This is a genomic window from Prauserella marina (genome assembly GCF_002240355.1).
GTDB classification, from domain to species: Bacteria; Actinomycetota; Actinomycetes; order Mycobacteriales; family Pseudonocardiaceae; genus Prauserella_A; species Prauserella_A marina.
Genome location: NZ_CP016353.1, coordinates 890,855 through 908,891 on the forward strand (window position 1 = coordinate 890,855; position 18,037 = coordinate 908,891).

Consider the following 18,037-nt stretch of genomic DNA (forward strand, 5'->3'; position numbering starts at 1 on the left):
ACTACCACCTGGCGACGAAGCTTAACGGCAGGCCCAGCGCCGCCAGACCGCCCCTCGGCAGCCGAGCCGGCCGATGGCGCGCCGCTGCCGCAGCGAGGGCAGAAGCGAACCGGCCACGTCGCGAAGCACGCGGGCTCGCAGCCCGATCCGGAAGTTCGCCGAGGAGGGGACGGGCGTGCCGAGCAGCCCGCGTACCGGCAGCAGCGCGGTGATCGCGGCGAACCGGGCGAGTTCGCGGGCAGCCACCGTCGCGGGGGCGCAGCGCAGCAGCATCAGCAGCCGGTTGCGTTCGTTCCAGTGGTGGAACGACGTCGAACCGGGCCGGGTGCTCGCCCCGTGCCGGTGCCTGACCACGGCACCGGGGACGGTCTCGATGTCCCAGCCCGCGAGGCGCAGCCGCCACGCCGTGTCGGTGTCCTCGTAGTAACAGAAGAAGTGGGCCGGTACCCCGCCCGCCTCGCGCAGCGCGCTGGTGCGCAGCAGCGCGGCACCCCCGCAGAAGCCGAACGGTGGCCGCCCGTCCGTCAGGTCGGCTCCGTGGCCGTCCCCGGTGAGCCTCACGCCGGTCGACTGCACCGTTCCGCCGGGAAGTTCGAGCACGGAGGCGAGCGCTCCGGTCGAGGGCCGCATCGCGTCCTCAAGCGTGCCGAGCCAGCCAGGTCGTGGCGCGGCGTCGTCGTTGAGCCACGCTACGTATGGAGTGTCCACAGTGTCCGGGGCGGACAGGGCGGCGGCGATGCCGCCCGCGTACCCGGTGTTGCGTGCGAGCCGCAGTACCTCCGGCCGGGAGGGGTGGGCCGCGAGCAGGGCCGCCGTGCCGTCGTCGGAGGCGTTGTCGACCACCAGGATCCGATGTGGACGATCCTGGGCCGCGAGGGCGTCGAGGCACTCGGTGAGATGCGCCACGCCACGCCAGGTGACGACGACGACGGTGGTCATGGGCACGCGGGCAGAATAGCGCCGTGCGGGAACTCGTCGTGATCGCGGAGCAATTGCTCGCGCCGGTGCCGGGAGGCACCGGCCGCTACACCGCTGAGCTGCTGAGCGCGCTCGCCGAGACCGCGCCGGACGGCTGGCGCCCGCGTGGCGTCGTTGCCTGGCACACCGATGTCGAGGCAGCCCGCGTGGAGGGCGTCTCCGGTCCGCGCAGGCTGCCGCTGCCGCCGAAGGCCCTGATCGCGGCGTGGCAGGCCGGGCTGCCACTGTGGCCGGGAGGGGCCGCCGTGCACGCGCCGACCCCGCTCGCGCCGCCGAGGGTGCCTGGCCGCCGCACGCTCTCGGTGACCGTGCACGACACCGTGCCGTGGACCCACCCCGAGACGCTGACCCCGCGCGGTGTGCGCTGGCACCGGTCCGCGATCGCCACCGCGGCCCGCTCGGCGACGGCTCTGGTCGTTCCGACGGCCGCGGTCGCGGCCGACCTCGCGGGCCTGCTCACGCCCCGCGCGGGGGTGCACGTCGTCCGGCACGGGGTCACCCGCTTCCCGCCCCCGATACGAACACTTCCGTTCGACCTTCCCGAGCGCTACGTGCTCGCGGTCGGCACGATCGAACCGCGCAAGGGCATCGACGTGCTGATCGAGGCCATGGCCGAGGTTCCGGTGCCGTTGCTGCTCGTCGGCCAGCCGGGCTGGGGAGAGCTGGACCCCTCGCGGCTGGCCGCGTTGCACGGGCTGCCACCGGGCAGGGTGCGGCAGCTCGGCAGGCTGCCCGACGACCAGCTCGCCGCCGTCCTGCGCGCGGCGAGCGTGGTCGCGGTGCCGAGCAGGGCCGAGGGGTTCGGGCTGCCCGTGCTCGAAGCCATGGCTGAGGGAGTTCCCGTCGTGCACACCGACGTCGCCTCGCTCGTCGAGGTGGCGGGGGAGGCGGGATGGATCGTTCCCGTCGGCGATCCGGGAGCGCTGGCCTCGGCGCTGCGCGACGTTCTCGGCTCCTCCGAGCTCGCGGCGCGACTCGCCGAGGCGGGCCTTCGCAGGGCGGCGCGGTTCTCCTGGGCCGAGGCGGCGAGCGCGGTGTGGCGGCTGCACACCCACCCCTGAATCCGCAGGTCCGGCGAGGCACGACGCGGCGGCGCCTTTTGTCGTCGCTCTCACTTTGTCGGATCCTGTCAAACAGTGAAGCAAGGGGTCGTACGCTGCACGGGTGGCAGAACCACGCGTGCTGATCGACGCCACGGCCGTACCGGCCGACCGAGGCGGCGTCGGCCGCTACGTCGATTCGCTCGTGGCCGCGCTCGACAAGGGCGGGGCGAGTGTTTCCGTGGTGTGCCAGCCGAGGGACGCCCAGCTCTATGGCGAGCTGGCCCCGGCGTCGAGGATCGTGCCGACGACGGAGTCCACCGCGACGAGGACCGCGAGGCTGACCTGGGAGCAGACCGCGCTTCCGAGACTCGTCCGCAGGCTCGGCGTGGACGTCGTCCACTCCCCCCACTACACGATGCCGGTCGCGAGCAGGGCGGCATCGGTCGTGACGTTGCACGACGCCACGTTCTTCACCGACCCCGTTCTGCATTCCTCCGTGAAGGCCAGGTTCTTCCGCGGCTGGACGAGGGCAGCGTTGCGCAGGGCCACCGTGTGCGTCGTGCCGAGCGAGGCGACGGCCGACGAGCTGGCGAGGGTCGCGGGAGTCCGGGGCGCGGGCATGGAGGTCATCCAGCACGGCGTCGACGAACAGCGCTTCCACCCGCCGTCGGCGGCCGAGATCGAGGCTGCCCGCGACGCGACCGGCCTCGGCGGCACGCCCTACGTCGCGTTCCTCGGCGCATTGGAACCACGCAAGAACGTGCCCGCGCTCATCCGGGGTTTCGCGCTGGCCGTCGGGCAGCGGCCGGACCCGCCCGCGCTCGTGCTCGCGGGGCAACCCGGCTGGGACAGCCAGGTGGAGAAGGCGCTCGACGCCGTGCCACACCGGCTGAGGGTCATCAGGGCCGGTTACCTGCCTTTCGACACGCTCGCCGGTTTCCTCGGCGGTGCCGATCTGGTCGCCTACCCGAGCCTCGGCGAGGGGTTCGGGCTCCCCGTGCTCGAAGCGATGGCCTCCGGTGCCTGCGTGCTGACCACGAAACGCCTCGCGTTGCCCGAGGTCGGCGGAGACGCGGTCGCCTACTGCGGTGTCGGGGCCGGTGACGTCGCGGCCGCGCTCGGTGAGCTGCTCGACGACCCCGCGCGGCGGAGCGCGCTCGCCGCGGCCGCGAAGCGGAGGGCACAGGAATTCTCGTGGACGACCTCGGCGAAGCAACACCAGCAGGCGTATGAACGGGCCTGGTATCAGCACCGCACGGGCCGCCCGTGACGCCGTCGGCGCGGGCGGCGAACGTGACAGGTGCACAATGACCCGGTGACCGAGCCGAAGACATACGGTGACCAGGTCGCCGTGGTGACCGTGACCTACTCGCCAGGCGAGACCCTCGACCGTTTTCTCGACACGCTCGACAAGGCCACCGACCGGGATGTCGAGGTCGTGCTCGCCGACAACGGTTCCGTCGACGGCGCCCCCGAGCGCGCCGCCGAGCGGGACAACGTGCGGTTGCTGCGCACTGGCGAGAACCTCGGGTACGGCGCGGCCGCCAACCGAGGTGTGGCCGAGCTCGGCGACGAGGCCGGCTGGATCGTCGTCGCCAATCCCGACCTCGAATGGGATCCCGGTTCGATCGACACCTTGCTCGACGCGGCGCGAAGGTGGCCGAGGGGCGGCGCGTTCGGGCCGCTCATCAGGGAACCCGACGACAGCGTCTACCCGTCGGCGAGGCTGCTGCCCTCGATGGGAAGGGGCATCGGTCACGCGCTGCTCGGCAAGATCTGGCCGGGCAACCCGTGGACTCGCTCCTACCGGCAGGAGCGCGCGACGCCCTCGGAACGCACGGCGGGCTGGCTTTCCGGCTCGTGCCTGCTGATGCGAAGGGAAGCGTTCGATTCGGTGTCAGGGTTCGATCCGAGGTACTTCATGTACTTCGAGGACGTCGACCTCGGTGACCGGATCGGGCGAGCGGGCTGGCTCAACGTCTACGTGCCGTCGGCCGCGGTGATGCACATCGGAGGACAGGCCACGTCGCGAGCGTCGGCGAAAATGCTGGCCGCGCACCACGACAGCGCGTACCGCTATCTCTCCGACCGGCACAAGGGGCTGCTGTGGCAGCCGGTGCTCATGGTGATCCGCGCCGGTCTTGCCGTGCGGCTCAAAGTGGAGACGCGAGGCAGCCGCTGACGGCGCGCGGCGGGTTCACAGACCTTCGAGGCGCCGCGCGAAGTCGGAGTGCCCCTGGAAGGTCCGGGTGGTCGGCACGAGACCGGTCATCTCGGTGTGCTCCGGCTCCATGGCCTGTGACTGCACCTGAAGGGGCTGGGTCCGGTCGGGCTCGGCGTGCGAGGGCGCCGTTTGCGGGGACTGGGTCCGGAAGGGCTGGGTCCTCGGCTCCATCCGGCTCGTCGGCGCCGAGGCCGCGAGGTGACTGTCGTCGAATTGACCGTCGTTGCGCTCGATGAACGCGGCCGACAGTTTGGTCGTGGTGTCGGGGTCGAGTTCGCCGTCGATCCGCCGCACGAGCGAGCGTGGGATCTGCTGAGTGTTGGCGGCGTCCATCGGCGATGTCATGTTGTCCGGTGTGACCACGCCGTCCCGCGCTTGTGCGCGGAAGAGCACGGCGTCTGCCCGATCGCGGGGGTCCATGCCCTCGCCTCCCGTACCTCACCGAGGCCCACTCTCCCGGGGCCGCCGCCTTCCTGTCCCAGGGTAGGCCCTTCCGGCAAATACCGGCAGGGTTTCCCCCCGGTTTGTCGGCGTGCGGGCATGGGATGGGAGGGTGGAGAGCCATGACAACTCATTCCGGTGTCGATGCGGTTGTGCTTGTCGGTGGAAAGGGCACGAGACTGCGGCCGTTGACCCTCTCCGCTCCCAAGCCGATGTTGCCGACGGCGGGTTCACCCTTCCTCGCCCATCTGCTGTCCAGGATCCGCGCGGCCGGCATCACGCACGTCGTGCTCGGCACGTCCTACCGGGCGGAGGTGTTCGAGGAGTACTTCGGCACCGGTGAGGCGTTCGGGCTCGACATCGACTACGTCGTGGAGGAGCAGCCGCTCGACACCGGCGGCGCTATCCGCAACGTCGCGGACCGGCTGCGCGCCCCCGACGCGGTGATCTTCAACGGGGACGTGCTCTCCGGAACCGATCTCGGTGCCCTGATCGGAACACATCGCTCGTCGGGGGCGGACGTGACGCTGCACCTGCAACGGGTCGCCGACCCGAGCCGGTTCGGTTCCGTGCCGACCGACGAAAGGGGCAGGGTCACCGCCTTCCTCGAAAAGACGCCGAATCCGCCGACCGATCAGATCAACGCGGGCTGCTACGTGTTCCGCCGCTCAGTGGTCGAGACCATTCCGGCCGGAAGGCGGGTCTCCGTCGAGAGGGAAACTTTCCCCGGCCTGCTCGCCGAAGGCGCGCACGTGCAGGGTTTCGTCGACGACTCCTACTGGCTTGACGTCGGTACCCCGGAGACCTTCGTCAAGGGCTCCGCCGACCTCGTGCGCGGGATCGCGCCGACATCGGCACTCGAAGGGCCTTCGGGTGAAGTGTTGCGTTTGGACGGTGCGCGGACCTCGGCCACCGCCAAGGTCTACGGGGGAACGACACTCGGCGCGCGGGTGCGTGTCGGTGAGCGCGCGGAGGTCGAGGGTTCCGTGCTGTTCGACGACGCCGAGATCGGCGAGGACGCCGTCGTCGAGCATTCGGTGATCGGCAAGGGAACGAAGGTCGGCGCGGGCGCGGTACTGCGCGGAGTCGTACTCGGCGACGACGTCGAGGTCGGCGCGGGCTGCGAGTTGCTGAACGGCGCGAGGGTCTGGCCCGGCGCGCGATTGGCGGCCGGCTCGATCCGGTTTTCCAGCGATGCCTGAATATTTCCGCCGCTGGGTGCCACCGTTCGAACTGGACATCGACCAGGTCGTCGCTCCATTACGGAGGGGACGCGGCGACCCGTGTTGCCGTTATGACGAGGGCGGCAGGTTGTGGCTCGCCCGCAACACCGGGGAAGGGCCGGGCACTCTCGTACTGCGCCGCGCTTCCGACGGGACCGTCGAGGCGAAGGCGTGGGGCGATGGCGGCGAGGTCCTGCTGAACGGGCTGCCCTCGTTGCTTGGCGCCGACGACGACCCGAGCGGGTTCTCCGCGCACCACGAGGTCGTCGAGTGGGCGCGACGGCGGTCACCCGGCCTGCGGCTCGGCGCCACGCTGTGGGTGTGGGACGTGCTGGTTCCCAGCGTGCTGGAACAGAAAGTCACCGGCTACGAGGCTCGCAGGTCGTGGAGGGAGCTGTGCCGATGGTTCGGCGAGCGGGCTCCCGGTCCCGCGCCGGAATGGCTGAGGGTGCCTCCCACTCCGGCCGCCATACGCTCCATTGTGGACTGGAAATGGCACAGGGCGGGTGTCGACCTGAGCAGGAGGACGACGTTGATCGCCGCGGCAAGGGTCGCTCCCCGGCTTGAGCGGGCGGTTGTACTCGGCGGAGCCGAGGGAAGAGCGCTGCTGCGGAACGTGCGGGGGATCGGCGTGTGGACGGCGGCCGAGATCGCCCAGCGGGCATGGGGAGACGCCGACGCGGTCAGCTTCGGTGACTTCCACATCCCGGCCATCGTCGGTCACGCGCTCGCGGGAAGGGCCTTCGACGACGAAGGGTTGCGGGAGGAGCTGGAACCGTATGTGCCGCAACGGCAGCGCGCGGTGCGCTACCTCACCGCGGCGGGGTTCTCCCGGCCACGGTTCGGCCCGCGCTACGCGCCTCGCGACTACCGCGCCATCTGAGCGTAGGCGTCGAGGAGCTGGTTCTCGGCGATGTCGAAATAGTTGTCGAGCGCTCGTTCGGCCTGCTTGTACTTGCCGCCCGCGATCAGTTCCGCGATCTCGCGGTTGAGCGCGATGTAGGGCTCGTGAAACTCCCTCGGCCGTGACATCACATGGAAACCGAGTCGCAGTTCGGCCGCGATCTGGCTCATGATCTCGTCGACGCGGGGACTGCAACTCAGTGCCGTGATCGCTTGATGGAACCGCATGTTGCCGGTACCGACGGCGAGCCAGCGGTCTTCTTTCGCGGCGAGTTCGGCACCGGCGACGGCGTCTTCGATCGCCGTGATGAGCGCGCCGTCGGCGGTGGGTGCGTAGCGGATCGCGCTGGTCTCCAGCATCCTGCGGACGCGGTAGAGGTCGGAGACGTCACCGGCTTCCAGCACCCTGACGAACACGCCCCGATGGAATTCGTGGACGAGTAAACGTTCGTGGACGAGCAGCCGGAAAGCCTCGCGCAAGGTGTTGCGGGAGACCGAGAGTGCGCGGCCCGCGCTTTCCTCGGAGAGCCGGGTTCCCGGTGGCAAGGCGCCTTCGATAATGCGTTGCCTGAGTAGATCGGCGACTCGTTCGGCTGTGCTGGTGCGGTCGAGCAACCCACGGTCACCCGCGAGCATTTCCACCCACGGGTCGGTGGCGGTCATGTCCCCTCCGTTCTTCGTCATCGCAGCGTAACAAAGAAGTACCTACAAGAGCCTTGCAGGATTGTTCAACAATCCGCTACGTTCGCTCGAACACATCGTGAAGGGAAGGCCGCATGGTCGGGGAGACCGCAGCGCGCCGATCCGGCCCGTTCACCTGGTTGGCGGGGACGGAAGGCGCTGGTCGTGAGGACGCCCGTGGCGGGGTCGCCGCGCGCGGCCTGCCCACGCCGTGGTTCGCGGCCGGAACCGTCGCCGGAGTGGCCGCTTTCGCGGGACTCCAGCCGTCGGGCCCGCACCTCGCCTTCGCGATGGCGATTCTTTTCACCGCTATGCCGCTTGCCGCGGCGGAGGCACACAAGCGGAGGAGCGGGCCGCGCCGGTTGTCGCGGCAAGCACGGGGTAACCGGGTAGCTCACGGAAGCCCTGACGACGTCACCGCGCGAGGCCGGATTCCGGCCGATGGCCCCTGCCGGATCTCACCAAGCGGCATCGCCGATCTATGGAGCTGACCATGCGTGTTCTGCCATGTGCCGACCTAGGGTTGCTCGTCGAACTCGACGATCTCGACGCGGTCAGAGCGCTGCACGCGGCATTGGCCGCCAACCTGCCACCCGGGGTGACCGACCTCGTTCCCGCGGCACGCACCTTGCTGTTACGGCTGGATCCACGCACGGCCAACCCCTCGGAGATCGAGCAGTTCGTGCGGGCGACGCGGCCGGTGGCCGTCGGGGAGCAGAACAGTGAACTGGTGCGTATCCCGGTCGTCTACGACGGCGAGGACCTCGACGACGTCGCCAAACTGACCGGGCTCACCAGGCAAGAGGTCATCATCGAACACACCGAGACCGAGTGGAGGGTGGCCTTCGGCGGTTTCGCGCCGGGGTTCGGCTACCTCACCGGCGACTCGGCAAAGTTGGAAGTACCGCGACGCAAGGAGTCGCGGACCAAAGTTCCGGTGGGGGCGGTGGCGTTGGCCGGCGCTTTCACCGGGGTCTACCCGCGCGAATCACCAGGCGGCTGGCAGCTCATCGGGCGCACTGACCTCCTGATGTGGCAAGTGGACAGGGATCCTCCCGCACTGTTGCGCCCCGGTGTTCGTGTTCGTTTCGAGGAGGTGCGGTGAAGAACGGTATGCAGGTGCTCGAAACCGGTCCACTGTCGACAGTGCAGGACCTCGGCCGTCCTGGGCACGCCGGCATCGGGGTCGGGCTGTCGGGCGCTGCCGACCGTGGCTCGCTGCGCCTGGCCAACCGGCTCGTCGGCAACGACGAGGGCGCGGCCTGTGTCGAGGTGACCTTCGGTGGGTTCGCCGCGAGGGCCGTGACCGACCTCGTCGTCGCCGTCACGGGCGCGACCTGTCCGGTCACCGTCGACGGCAGGTGCGGCGCGATGAACTCGCTGCTGCGCGTGCCCGCCGGGGCGGTGCTTCGACTCGGCCTTCCCGCCACGGGGCTGCGTAGTTACGTCGCGGTGCGAGGTGGCGTCATCGTGGAGCCGGTGCTCGGCTCCCGTTCGACCGACCTGCTCGCCGGGCTCGGCCCCGAGCCGCTGAGCACGGGCTCCGACCTGCCCGTGGGCCTGCCGCACGGCGATCTTCCCCCGATCGATTTCGCCCCCGTCGCCTGCCAGCCTGCCGAGGAACTGCGGCTCACCGTCGTTCCAGGCCCCCGGCAGGACTGGTTCGCCCCCGACGCGCTCACCGCGTTGCTCTCCCAGCCCTACACGGTGCTTTCGGAGAGCAACCGGATCGGCATCAGGCTCGACGGCCCCGTGCTGACGCGGAGTAAGGAGGAGGAACTGCCCAGCGAGGGCACCGTCGCCGGCGCGTTGCAGGTGCCCCCTTCGAGCAGGCCCACTCTGTTCCTCGCCGATCATCCCGTGACGGGTGGGTACCCGGTCATCGCCGTCGTCGTCGCCGAGGACGTCGACAAGGCCGCGCAGGCGCGGCCGGGAATGACGTTGCGCTTCACGGCGCGTCAGCGCGTCGCGGACTGAGGGAGGAGCGGTCATGCTGGAACCACGCGAGGTGAGGGAGAAGTTCCGCGCCGGACTGAGGGTCCCGACCTCCGGATACTGCCCAGGGTTCGCACAGGCGAATCTGCTGAGCGTTCCGAAGGAATACGCCTACGACTTCCTGCTATTCGCGCAGCGCAACCCGAAGTCGTGCCCCATCCTCGACGTCACGGAGCCAGGCGAGACCAGCGCCGCGATCTTCACGGGCGACCTGCGCACCGACCTTCCGGCCTACCGGGTCTACCGGGACGGCGAGCTGGTCGACGAGCGGGCCGAGGTCACCTCGCTGTGGCGCGACGACCTCGTCAGCTTCCTCATCGGATGCAGCTTCACCTTCGAGTCCGCGTTGCTCGAAGCCGGTGTCCCGGTACGGCACATCGAGGCGGGCACCAACGTGCCGATGTACCGCACCAACAGGGAATGCAGGCAGGCGGGCAGCATGTCCGGCCCGCTGGTCGTCTCGATGCGGCCGGTGCCTGCCGACCTCGTGGCGGCCGCGGTGCGGATCACCTCCCGCTATCCCGCGGTGCACGGCGCCCCCGTCCACATCGGAGCGCCCGGCCTGCTCGGCATCGACGATCTCGCCGAGCCCGACTTCGGCGACGCGGTCGAGGTCAAGCAGGGCGAGATCCCCGTGTTCTGGGCCTGCGGCGTCACACCGCAGGCAGCCGTGATGCGGTCGAAGCCCTCGTTCGCCATCGCGCACGCCCCCGGCCACATGGCCATCACCGACGCGCGGGATTCGACCTACCAGATTCCGTGACCAGGCCCGGCTGGTCCGGACCTCTCGCTCCGGGGTCCGGACCAGTCCCCTTTCAGGGGTTGTCGCTCGCCTCGACGGCCGCCGCCACGATCGCGACCGCTTCTGCCGCCGGAATTCCCAGCCCTCGCACGGTTTCCGCGTACCGCTTCGCCGCCTCGACCGCCTTCGCGCGGTTCTCCTCGCCTGCCGAGGACACGAAGCTGCCCGCTCTTCCCCTCGTCTCGATCAGCCCCGCCTCTTCCAGTTCGCGGTAGGCGCGGGCGATCGTGTTGGGGGCGATCCCGAGGTCGGCCGCGAGCGCCCGCACGGTGGGCAGCTTGGTCCCCGCCGCGAGCCCGCCGTCGTTGATCCGCTCGGCGAAACCCGCCCTGACCTGTTCGTAGGGCGGCACCTTCGAGGTGGCGTCGACGGTGACGATCATGCGCGTTCGACGGCGGCGGCGACGAGTTCGGTCAGGTCTTCCGTCTCGGGTGGCATGGCGTCGACCGGCCACCAGCGCAGATCGTCGGACTCCTCGCTGGCGACGGCTTTCGCGCCCTCCGGCGCGCGAGCGAGGAACCTGACGTCGAAATGCCGGGTCGGCACGCCGAGCGAACAGGTGACCGGGTGCACGTCGAGGTGCAGCGGGTCGGGGTCGAGGAAAAGGCCGTCGATCCCGGATTCCTCGCGAGCCTCGCGCAGCGCGGCGTCGGCGAGCGAGAGATCCTCCTGCTCACAGTGACCGCCGAGCTGCAACCAGCGGCCGACCCTCGGATGCAGGGTCAGCAGCACGTTCTCGGCCGAGGCGTCGAGCACGACGGTCGACGCGGTGAGGTGCCCTGCCTCGCACGCCCTCGCGCAGGCGTCCTCCCTCGCGGCGAGAAACCCGAGGAAGCCGTGTCGCAGCGCGTCCTGCGCCCGCGTGGCAGGCTGCCACTTCGTGAGCGTTTCCCGCGCGCTCGTGTGCAGCGCGTCGGTGTGTGGCATCAGAATTCGACCAGCCCTTCGTCCGGGTCGCGCGGCGGCCTCGGGGCCAATTCGGCCTTCGGATGGCCGATGGCGACGGCGCCAAGTGGCTGCCAGTCCGGTTCGAGACCGAGAGTCTGGCGCACCGTGTCCGCCGCGAAGATCGTCGATCCGATCCAGCACGAGCCAAGTTTCTCCGCGGCGAGCGCGACGAGCAATGCCTGTACCGCGGCGCCTCCGGCGACCGTGAACATCGTGCGCTCATGGGCGTTGCGGCGCTCGTCCGGATAGGTGTGCGCACCGTCGGCCAGCAGGAACGGCACCACGACCTCGGGGGCGGTGAACAGGATCTCGCCCCTTCGCAAACGTTTGCCGATCTGCTCCTCGGTGAACCCGTCCGCGACGAGGTCGGCCCGCCACGCGTCCCGCATGGCTTCGAGCAGTTTGATTCGCTGCGGCCGGTTGCGCAGCCAGGCGAAGCGGATGGGCCGGGTGTGATGTGGCGCGGGTGCGGTGAGCGCGGCACCGACGGCGGCCCTCAGCGCTTCCTCCGCCACCGGTTCCTCGGCGAACTCCCTGACCGAACGGCGTACCAGCACCGCTTCTCTGCGGCCCTGCGCGATGGACTCGTTGGTGCCGAGCCGGAAAAGGTCCTCCTCGACGGGCCGGATCAGGTCGCGAGCGGTGGACCGCTCGTCCCCGATCTCAAGGCCGCGCACGATCGCGACCGGGGTCGCGCCGAGTTTGCCCTTCACGAGGTCGGCAGCCGCCGCGATCTCGTCTGCCACCGCGACCTCGGTGACCGCCAGCTCGTTGCCCTGCCGGTCGACCTGGCCCTGATAGGAGTGCAGCACGGAAAGCCCCGACGCCCCGATGGCCGCGTCGGTCTGGCCGACCCGCCACGCCCGGCCCATCGTGTCGGTGATGACAACGGCGACCTCGACGCCGAGCCGTTCCCGCAATCCGTTGCGCAGCGCGAGCGCCGAAGCGTCGGGATCGCTCGGCAACAGCGCGATCTGGTCGGCTGCCACATTGGAGGCGTCGACGCCGGAGGCGGCCTGCACGATGCCGAGCCGGTTCTGGGTGATCATCGAACGCGCGATGCGGGCGACGACCGTGACGGCCTCCTGCTCCACCGCCGCCCTTCGCGCCGCGTCCCTGGCCTCCGGATCGGAGGGCACCGTGAGGAGCCTTCCCTCCGCCTTGGAGACCACCTTGCTGGTGACGACCACGACGTCACCCGAGCGCAACCACGGCGCGGCCTTCACGATGGCGCCGGTCAGATCGTCGCCAGGCCGGAACTCCGGTAGCCCCGGCACCGGCAGGATCTCCAGCTTCGCCGCCGCGTGATCGGCTGGTTCGGCGTGTTCAGTCAACGTCCACTCCACAAAGGTCGAGCGCGGCGAGCGCCATCTTCGCCGTCGCCTCCACATCGGACATCAGCAACGGCACGGCGCGCACGGCGACCCCCGGTACGTCCACCGACTCACCCTCCTGCACAAGCCAGCCGTCCAGCAGACCGTCCTGCGAGGTCTGCCTCGACCCGTAGTGCCTGCCGACGGCCTCGGCGGAAGTCTCGACGCCGATCGCGGTCAGGCAAGCGTCCGCCATGCCCCGCAACGGCTTTCCGCCGATGATGGGGGAGATGCCGACGACGCCGGCCTTCGTCGTGCGCAGCGCTTCCCGCACCCCCGGAACGGACAGCACGGTGCCGATCGAGACGACCGGATTCGACGGTGCGAACAACACGGCGTCGGCCTCGGCGATCGCCTCGGCGACCCCCGGGCCTGGCGATGCCTCCTCCGCGCCGACCGGGACGATCGAATGCGCGGGAAGTTCGGCCCGGTATCGCACCCACCACTCCTGGAAGTGCAGTGCCTTGCGCTTGCCCTGCTCGTCTGGATCATCGGGATCATCGACGACGACGTGGGTCTCCACCCTGTCGTCGGTCATCGGCAGCAGTCGTACCCCTGGCCGCCAGCGATCGCACAATGCCTCGGTGACCGAGGACAGCGGGTAACCGGCACGCAGCATCCGCGAGCGGATCAGGTGGGTCGCGATGTCCTTGTCACCGAGCCCGAACCAGCTCGGCTCGGCACCGTAGGCCGCCAGTTCGGCCTTGACCGTCCACGTCTCGCCCGCGTGCCCCCAGCCCCGGGCCGTGTCGATGCCCCCGCCGAGCGTGTACATGCACGTGTCCAGGTCGGGGCAGATCCGCAGGCCGTGCAGCCACACGTCGTCGCCCGTGTTGACGAGCGCGGTGACCTCGTGGCCCTGACCGCCGGAATCGGCTTCCCCGACAGCGGGAAGCCCGAGCGCTGCTTTCACACCGAGCAGGAACCGGGCACCACCGACTCCGCCGACGACTACGACAACCTTCACGGTTCCCGATCCTTCCACTTCTCCCCGGGAACCCAATACCGGTAGCGATGGTGTTCGGTGAACCCTCGCCGCGCGTACAGGGCCAGCGCGGCGGTGTTGGTCACCGAGACCTGCAGGACGCGGTGAGTCGCGCCACGGTGTGCGGCCCACCAGGTGATGCCCTCCAGCAACGCGGTGCCGAGTCCCTTGCGCCGGTGGTCGTCGCCGACCGCGAGGTTCGAAACGAGCACCAGCTCGCGCTCTGTGCCCGGGGTGCTGGTGACGGCGCCGCGCACCGCGCCGGCGACGGTGCCGCCCACCTCGGCGATGCCGAAACCGACCGTGGTGCCGGTGGTCACCACGTGCCGTTGCGCCGAGGACGGTTCGGTGGTGCCGACCGCGAGTTCCCACCACGCCGACGTCGGCGTGGTGAGTACGGAGACCTCGCCCCGCTCGGGTGCGCCGATGTCGCCGACGAGTACGGCGACCTCGTCGCCCCTCGCGTACTCGGTGTAGGGCCGCCAGCCGTTCCGGGTTAGTTCACGCTCGGTGTCAGGCTGCTCGATCGCCTGGACGACGGGGTCGATGTCATTCGCGTGGGCGAACTCACAGACCTCGTTCAGCGCGTGCTCGAAGCCAACCCCTGGATCGCCGGTCACGAGCGCACTGTTGGCCCTGGCCGTGAACCCGCCGGCGGCGCGAAGCAGCCATTCGCCGCGCCGCCGCCGCACCGGGGCAGGCCAGGCCGCCGCGCACGCTTGCTCGATCTCCTCCGCGTCGTTCACGCTTAGATTGGTATCAAAGGTGCTGGAGAGGAGATCCGCCGATGAGCATTTTGCGCAAGGACGACCGGCACAACGAGGACCTGGTCGGCCAGATCGCCGACACCTTCACGAGGGCGGTCAACGCGAGCGCCGCCGCCAAGCAGGAGACCGATGAGGGCTCCGGAACAGGTGAGCCCGCGCCGGAGCCGTCGGAGCAGCCCGCTTTCGTCGTCACCGGCGACCGCAGGGCGCAGTCCAAGAAGCGCCGCTGAGCTGGTTTCCCACCCGCCGTCTGCTCGCCCGGTAAGGGGGGCCTCAGCATAAGATGCGTTGCGAGGTTCGCGTAATGTCCGTCAGCGGGCCAGACCAGAGAAACAGCAGGAGAACGCAGTGACCTATGTGATCGCCGAGCCCTGCGTCGACGTGCTCGACAAAGCATGCATCGACGAGTGCCCCGTCGACTGCATTTACGAGGGCGACCGGATGCTTTACATCCACCCCGACGAGTGTGTGGACTGCGGAGCCTGCGAACCGGTCTGTCCGGTGGAGGCCATCTACTACGAGGACGACGTGCCCGACGAGTGGAGCGCCTACACCAAGGCCAACGTCGACTTCTTCGACGAACTCGGTTCGCCTGGCGGCGCCTCCAAGGTCGGCAAGACGGCCCACGACCCGCAGTGGATCAAGGACCTTCCCCCTCAGGGCGAATGAGTCCCCTCAGGCTTCCCGACTTTCCATGGGATTCCCTCGCGGGCCACACCGCCCGCGCCGCTGAGCACGGCGGGGGGATCGTCGACCTTTCCGTCGGCACCCCGGTCGACCCCGTGCCGGACAGCGTCAGGGAGGCGCTGTCCTCGGTGTCGGAGATCCCCGGCTACCCGACGACGCACGGCACCCCAGCGCTGCGCGCCGCGGCCGTGGAGGCGTTGCGGCGGCGGCACGGTATCGAAGGGCTCGACCCCGAGGCGGTACTGCCCACGATCGGTTCGAAAGAACTCGTCGCGTGGTTGCCGACGCTGCTCGGGGCGGGTTCCGGCGAACTGGTGGTCATCCCCGAACTGGCCTACCCCACCTACGAGGTCGGCGCGCTGCTGGCCGGTGCCGATGTGCTGCGCTCGGACGGGCTGACCGCCCTCGGGCCGGGGCGGGCCGCGATGATCTGGCTCAACTCGCCTTCGAACCCCACCGGCAAGGTGCTCGGCGTCGAGCACCTGCGCAAGGTCGTGGAGTGGGCTCGCGAGCGGGGCACGATCGTGGTCTCCGACGAGTGCTACCTGGACCTCGCGTGGACCTCGGAACCGGTTTCCGTGCTGCACCCCTCCGTCAACGGTGGTTCGTTGGAGGGTCTGCTCGCGGTCCATTCGCTGTCGAAGTCGGCGAACATGGCCAGCTACCGCGCCGGTCTCGTCGCGGGAGACCCCGCGCTGGTGTCCCGGCTGCTGGCGGTGCGCAAACACGCGGGCATGATCGTGCCGAGGCCGGTGCAGGAGGCGATGAAGGCGGCCTTCGGTGACGACAAGGCGTTGCTGGCCCAGCGCGAGCGTTACGCGGCGCGCAGGACGGTGTTGCGGACGGCGTTGACCGACAGCGGCTTCCGGATCGACGACTCGGAAGCGGGCCTCTACCTGTGGGCGAGCAGGGACGAGCCCGCCGACGACACGGTGGGCTGGTTCGCCGAGCGGGGCATCCTCGTCGCGCCGGGCACCTTCTACGGACCGCGTGGTGGCAAGCACGTGCGGGTCGCCTTGACGGCGACGGATGAGCGCGTCGCCGCGGCGGTGGACCGCCTGACCGCTGCCTGAGGCCGTCCGCGAGTTCCCCGTCCCGGTCGCGAGTCCCCCGTCCCGGTCGCCGAGATCCGCGTTCGTGGCGCCGAGTTCCGCGTTCGTGGCGCCGAGATCCGCACTCGGGTCGCCGAGTTCCGCGTTCGTGCCATCGAGTTCCGCGTTCGGCTTACTGATCGGTCCATTCGCGTGGACCGCGCCACCGACCGCCGCGAAAACGAACGATCCAACACGACCGCGAGCACGACCGCGGATCAGGTGAGTGCGAACGCGCATCTCGCGCCGACGCGGAACTCGATGCCCTGGACGCGGATCTCGGCGACCCGAGTGCGGAACTCGGCGACCCGAGTGCGGATCTCGGCGCTCTGGACGGGGGACTCGCGCGGCGCGGCACTCGCCCCGCCGCGCGCGAGTCTCCCGGGTCAGTCGTTGGCGTGCAGGGCGGCGTTGAGCTCGACGCCGGTACCCGACCTCGGCACGACCTCCACCGTCCCGGTCGCCGAGTTGCGCCGGAACAGCGCGTTCGCGATGCCGGACAGCTCACGCGCCTTCACCGACTTGCCGTCGACGACGACCTTCGTGCCCGCTGTGATGTACAGCCCCGCCTCGACGACCGTGTCGTCGCCGAGCGAGATCCCCGCCCCACCGTTGGCGCCGATCAGGCAGCGCTCACCGACGGAGATGACCTCCTTGCCGCCACCGGACAGCGTGCCCATGATCGAAGCCCCGCCGCCGATGTCGGAGCCGTCGCCGACGACGACACCGGCCGAGATACGGCCCTCGACCATCGAGGCGCCGAGGGTGCCCGCGTTGAAGTTCACGAAGCCCTCGTGCATCACGGTCGTCCCGCTGGAAAGGTGGGCGCCGAGCCTGACCCGGTCGGCGTCACCGATGCGCACCCCGCTCGGCAGCACGTAGTCGACCATGCGCGGGAACTTGTCGACGCTGTAGACGGTGACGCCGCCCCTGGCGCGCAGCCGCAGCCTCGTCGACTCGAATCCCTCCACCGGGCAAGGGCCGTGGTTCGTCCAGACCACATTGGACAGAAAGCCGAACATGCCGTCGAGGTTCTGTCCGTGCGGGCGCACGAGCCGGTGCGAGAGCAGGTGCAGCCTGAGGTAAATGTCGTGCGCGTCGGCCGGTGCCGAGGCGAGCGCGTCGATCGAGGTACGCACGGCGACGACCTCGACACCCCTGTCGTCGTCGGTGCCGAGCAGGCTCGCCGCGGTCTCGCCGAGCGCGTCGACGACCTCGGAGCGGGAAAGCCGCGCCGTCGAGGAGCCCTCGCCTGCCTGAGTCAGCTTCGGGTTGGGGAACCAGGTGTCCAGCACGGTGCCGTCACTGGACACAGTGGCCAGTCCGACACCGGTAGCGCCTGTGGTTTCGGGATTCGGGGTCTGCTCGCTCACGCCGACAACGGTAACCGGTGGTCAGCTCGCCGGTGCCGACGCCTCTGCCAGCTCGGCCACGCCCGACTTGACCTTGTCGAGCGCCGACGAGATGTCGCCGAGCGCGCCGGAGCACGCCTTCTCGTCCCCGCCGCTGTCACAGCCGCCTTCGCGGTAGGACTGAACGCCCTTGCCGAGTTCGGTCGCCGCCTCGGCGAGCCCGGGGTGTTCGGTACCGGCGAATTTCTTCGCCGTGCCCGGCACGCTGGCCAGCTGAGTGACGTACTTCTGGCAGTCGGGTGAGGGGATCTCCTCCGGAGTGCGGAAGCACACATCGACCGTCAGTGCGTCCAGTTTGACCATGAGCGCGCCGGGGCCTGGATCGCCGGATGGTCCCTTCGCGGTGGGGCCGGCCTCAGTCGAGCAGCCGGAAAGCAGGATCAGCGCGGCCAGCGCGCCGAACACGGTCGAGAACGCGCCGCGGGTCGCGCGGGAAGCTCGGGTACGCACGCTCTTACGGTACGCACCGGGCGATACGGTGCGA

General features: G+C 70.0%; 22 protein-coding genes. 12 read left to right on the forward strand and 10 right to left on the reverse strand.

Annotation, left to right across the window (positions count from 1 at the left end):
- Positions 1-21 precede the first annotated feature (21 nt).
- Positions 22-939 (reverse strand): glycosyltransferase family 2 protein, encoded by a 918-nt coding sequence (locus tag BAY61_RS03955; RefSeq protein ID WP_091810477.1) that lies wholly within the window; start codon positions 937-939, stop codon positions 22-24.
- Positions 940-962: 23 nt separating this feature from the next.
- On the opposite strand from BAY61_RS03955, the gene BAY61_RS03960 reads away from it, so the two are divergent.
- The 3 genes from BAY61_RS03960 (at position 963) to BAY61_RS03970 (ending at position 4,203) form a co-directional block, all read left to right on the forward strand.
- Complete coding sequence (locus tag BAY61_RS03960) at positions 963-2,039, forward strand: glycosyltransferase family 4 protein (protein WP_091810475.1); 1,077 nt, start codon at positions 963-965, stop codon at positions 2,037-2,039.
- 118 nt (positions 2,040-2,157) lie between these two features.
- Entirely contained in the window at positions 2,158-3,291 is a 1,134-nt protein-coding gene (locus BAY61_RS03965) for a glycosyltransferase family 4 protein (RefSeq protein WP_091810473.1), read from the forward strand.
- 45 nt (positions 3,292-3,336) lie between these two features.
- Complete coding sequence (locus tag BAY61_RS03970) at positions 3,337-4,203, forward strand: glycosyltransferase family 2 protein (protein ID WP_176879896.1); 867 nt, start codon at positions 3,337-3,339, stop codon at positions 4,201-4,203.
- 15 nt (positions 4,204-4,218) lie between these two features.
- Here the strand turns inward: BAY61_RS03970 and BAY61_RS03975 are convergent, their stop codons facing one another.
- Positions 4,219-4,665, reverse strand: coding sequence for a hypothetical protein (locus BAY61_RS03975; RefSeq protein WP_091810469.1), 447 nt, complete (start codon positions 4,663-4,665; stop codon positions 4,219-4,221).
- Between the two features lie 143 nt (positions 4,666-4,808).
- Here BAY61_RS03975 and manB point away from each other — a divergent pair, with 143 nt between their 5' ends.
- Entirely contained in the window at positions 4,809-5,888 is a 1,080-nt protein-coding gene (gene manB / locus BAY61_RS03980; protein ID WP_091810467.1) for a mannose-1-phosphate guanylyltransferase, read from the forward strand.
- Entirely contained in the window at positions 5,881-6,792 is a 912-nt protein-coding gene (locus tag BAY61_RS03985) for a DNA-3-methyladenine glycosylase family protein (protein ID WP_091810465.1), read from the forward strand. Before manB ends, BAY61_RS03985 begins: the two co-directional genes overlap by 8 nt.
- Here the strand turns inward: BAY61_RS03985 and BAY61_RS03990 are convergent.
- Positions 6,777-7,475 carry a GntR family transcriptional regulator gene (locus BAY61_RS03990; RefSeq protein WP_091810463.1) on the reverse strand — a complete coding sequence of 233 codons (699 nt, stop codon included), beginning with the start codon at positions 7,473-7,475 and terminating at the stop codon, positions 6,777-6,779. The genes BAY61_RS03985 and BAY61_RS03990 overlap by 16 nt on opposite strands.
- A gap of 113 nt (positions 7,476-7,588) precedes the next feature.
- Here BAY61_RS03990 and BAY61_RS32740 point away from each other — a divergent pair, with 113 nt between their 5' ends.
- Genes BAY61_RS32740 through BAY61_RS04005 form a run of 4 tightly spaced genes read left to right on the forward strand, consistent with a single transcriptional unit; the run spans position 7,589 to position 10,251 of the window.
- Positions 7,589-7,984, forward strand: coding sequence for a hypothetical protein (locus BAY61_RS32740; protein WP_143021466.1), 396 nt, complete (start codon positions 7,589-7,591; stop codon positions 7,982-7,984).
- Between the two features lie 2 nt (positions 7,985-7,986).
- Positions 7,987-8,598, forward strand: a complete 612-nt coding sequence (locus tag BAY61_RS03995) for a 5-oxoprolinase subunit B family protein (protein ID WP_091810570.1) — start codon at positions 7,987-7,989, stop codon at positions 8,596-8,598.
- A gap of 8 nt (positions 8,599-8,606) precedes the next feature.
- A complete protein-coding gene (locus tag BAY61_RS04000) occupies positions 8,607-9,470 on the forward strand; it encodes a 5-oxoprolinase subunit C family protein (RefSeq protein ID WP_091810569.1) in 864 nt (287 codons plus the stop codon).
- Positions 9,471-9,483: 13 nt separating this feature from the next.
- Entirely contained in the window at positions 9,484-10,251 is a 768-nt protein-coding gene (locus BAY61_RS04005) for a putative hydro-lyase (protein ID WP_091810461.1), read from the forward strand.
- A gap of 52 nt (positions 10,252-10,303) precedes the next feature.
- Here BAY61_RS04005 and BAY61_RS04010 read toward each other — a convergent pair whose 3' ends face one another.
- Genes BAY61_RS04010 through BAY61_RS04030 form a run of 5 tightly spaced genes read right to left on the reverse strand, consistent with a single transcriptional unit; the run spans position 10,304 to position 14,342 of the window.
- Positions 10,304-10,672, reverse strand: coding sequence for a GntR family transcriptional regulator (locus BAY61_RS04010; RefSeq protein WP_091810459.1), 369 nt, complete (start codon positions 10,670-10,672; stop codon positions 10,304-10,306).
- A complete protein-coding gene (locus BAY61_RS04015; protein ID WP_091810457.1) occupies positions 10,669-11,217 on the reverse strand; it encodes an NUDIX hydrolase in 549 nt (182 codons plus the stop codon). The genes BAY61_RS04010 and BAY61_RS04015 overlap by 4 nt, the downstream gene beginning before the upstream one ends.
- Complete coding sequence (locus tag BAY61_RS04020; protein WP_091810455.1) at positions 11,217-12,629, reverse strand: coenzyme F420-0:L-glutamate ligase; 1,413 nt, start codon at positions 12,627-12,629, stop codon at positions 11,217-11,219. Before BAY61_RS04020 ends, BAY61_RS04015 begins: the two co-directional genes overlap by 1 nt.
- Complete coding sequence (gene cofD / locus BAY61_RS04025) at positions 12,565-13,578, reverse strand: 2-phospho-L-lactate transferase (RefSeq protein WP_091810454.1); 1,014 nt, start codon at positions 13,576-13,578, stop codon at positions 12,565-12,567. Before cofD ends, BAY61_RS04020 begins: the two co-directional genes overlap by 65 nt.
- A complete protein-coding gene (locus tag BAY61_RS04030; RefSeq protein WP_091810452.1) occupies positions 13,575-14,342 on the reverse strand; it encodes a GNAT family N-acetyltransferase in 768 nt (255 codons plus the stop codon). Before BAY61_RS04030 ends, cofD begins: the two co-directional genes overlap by 4 nt.
- 41 nt (positions 14,343-14,383) lie before the next feature.
- Between BAY61_RS04030 and BAY61_RS04035 the strand changes: the two genes are divergently transcribed.
- The 3 genes from BAY61_RS04035 to dapC all read left to right on the forward strand — a co-directional run bounded on the left by BAY61_RS04035 (position 14,384) and on the right by dapC (position 16,123).
- Positions 14,384-14,593 carry a hypothetical protein gene (locus BAY61_RS04035; RefSeq protein WP_091810451.1) on the forward strand — a complete coding sequence of 70 codons (210 nt, stop codon included), beginning with the start codon at positions 14,384-14,386 and terminating at the stop codon, positions 14,591-14,593.
- A 118-nt stretch (positions 14,594-14,711) separates the two neighbouring features.
- The gene (gene fdxA, locus BAY61_RS04040; RefSeq protein WP_091810449.1) at positions 14,712-15,032 is read left to right on the forward strand and encodes a ferredoxin; all 321 of its coding nucleotides are present in this window, start codon (positions 14,712-14,714) and stop codon (positions 15,030-15,032) included.
- Positions 15,029-16,123: a succinyldiaminopimelate transaminase gene (dapC, locus tag BAY61_RS04045; RefSeq protein WP_091810447.1), complete on the forward strand. Its 1,095-nt coding sequence runs from the start codon at positions 15,029-15,031 to the stop codon at positions 16,121-16,123. Before fdxA ends, dapC begins: the two co-directional genes overlap by 4 nt.
- A gap of 404 nt (positions 16,124-16,527) precedes the next feature.
- Here the strand turns inward: dapC and dapD are convergent, their stop codons facing one another.
- Positions 16,528-17,514: a 2,3,4,5-tetrahydropyridine-2,6-dicarboxylate N-succinyltransferase gene (dapD, locus tag BAY61_RS04050; protein WP_091810445.1), complete on the reverse strand. Its 987-nt coding sequence runs from the start codon at positions 17,512-17,514 to the stop codon at positions 16,528-16,530.
- Between the two features lie 21 nt (positions 17,515-17,535).
- Positions 17,536-18,003 carry a hypothetical protein gene (locus BAY61_RS04055; RefSeq protein ID WP_245865777.1) on the reverse strand — a complete coding sequence of 156 codons (468 nt, stop codon included), beginning with the start codon at positions 18,001-18,003 and terminating at the stop codon, positions 17,536-17,538.
- Positions 18,004-18,037: the final 34 nt, after the last annotated feature.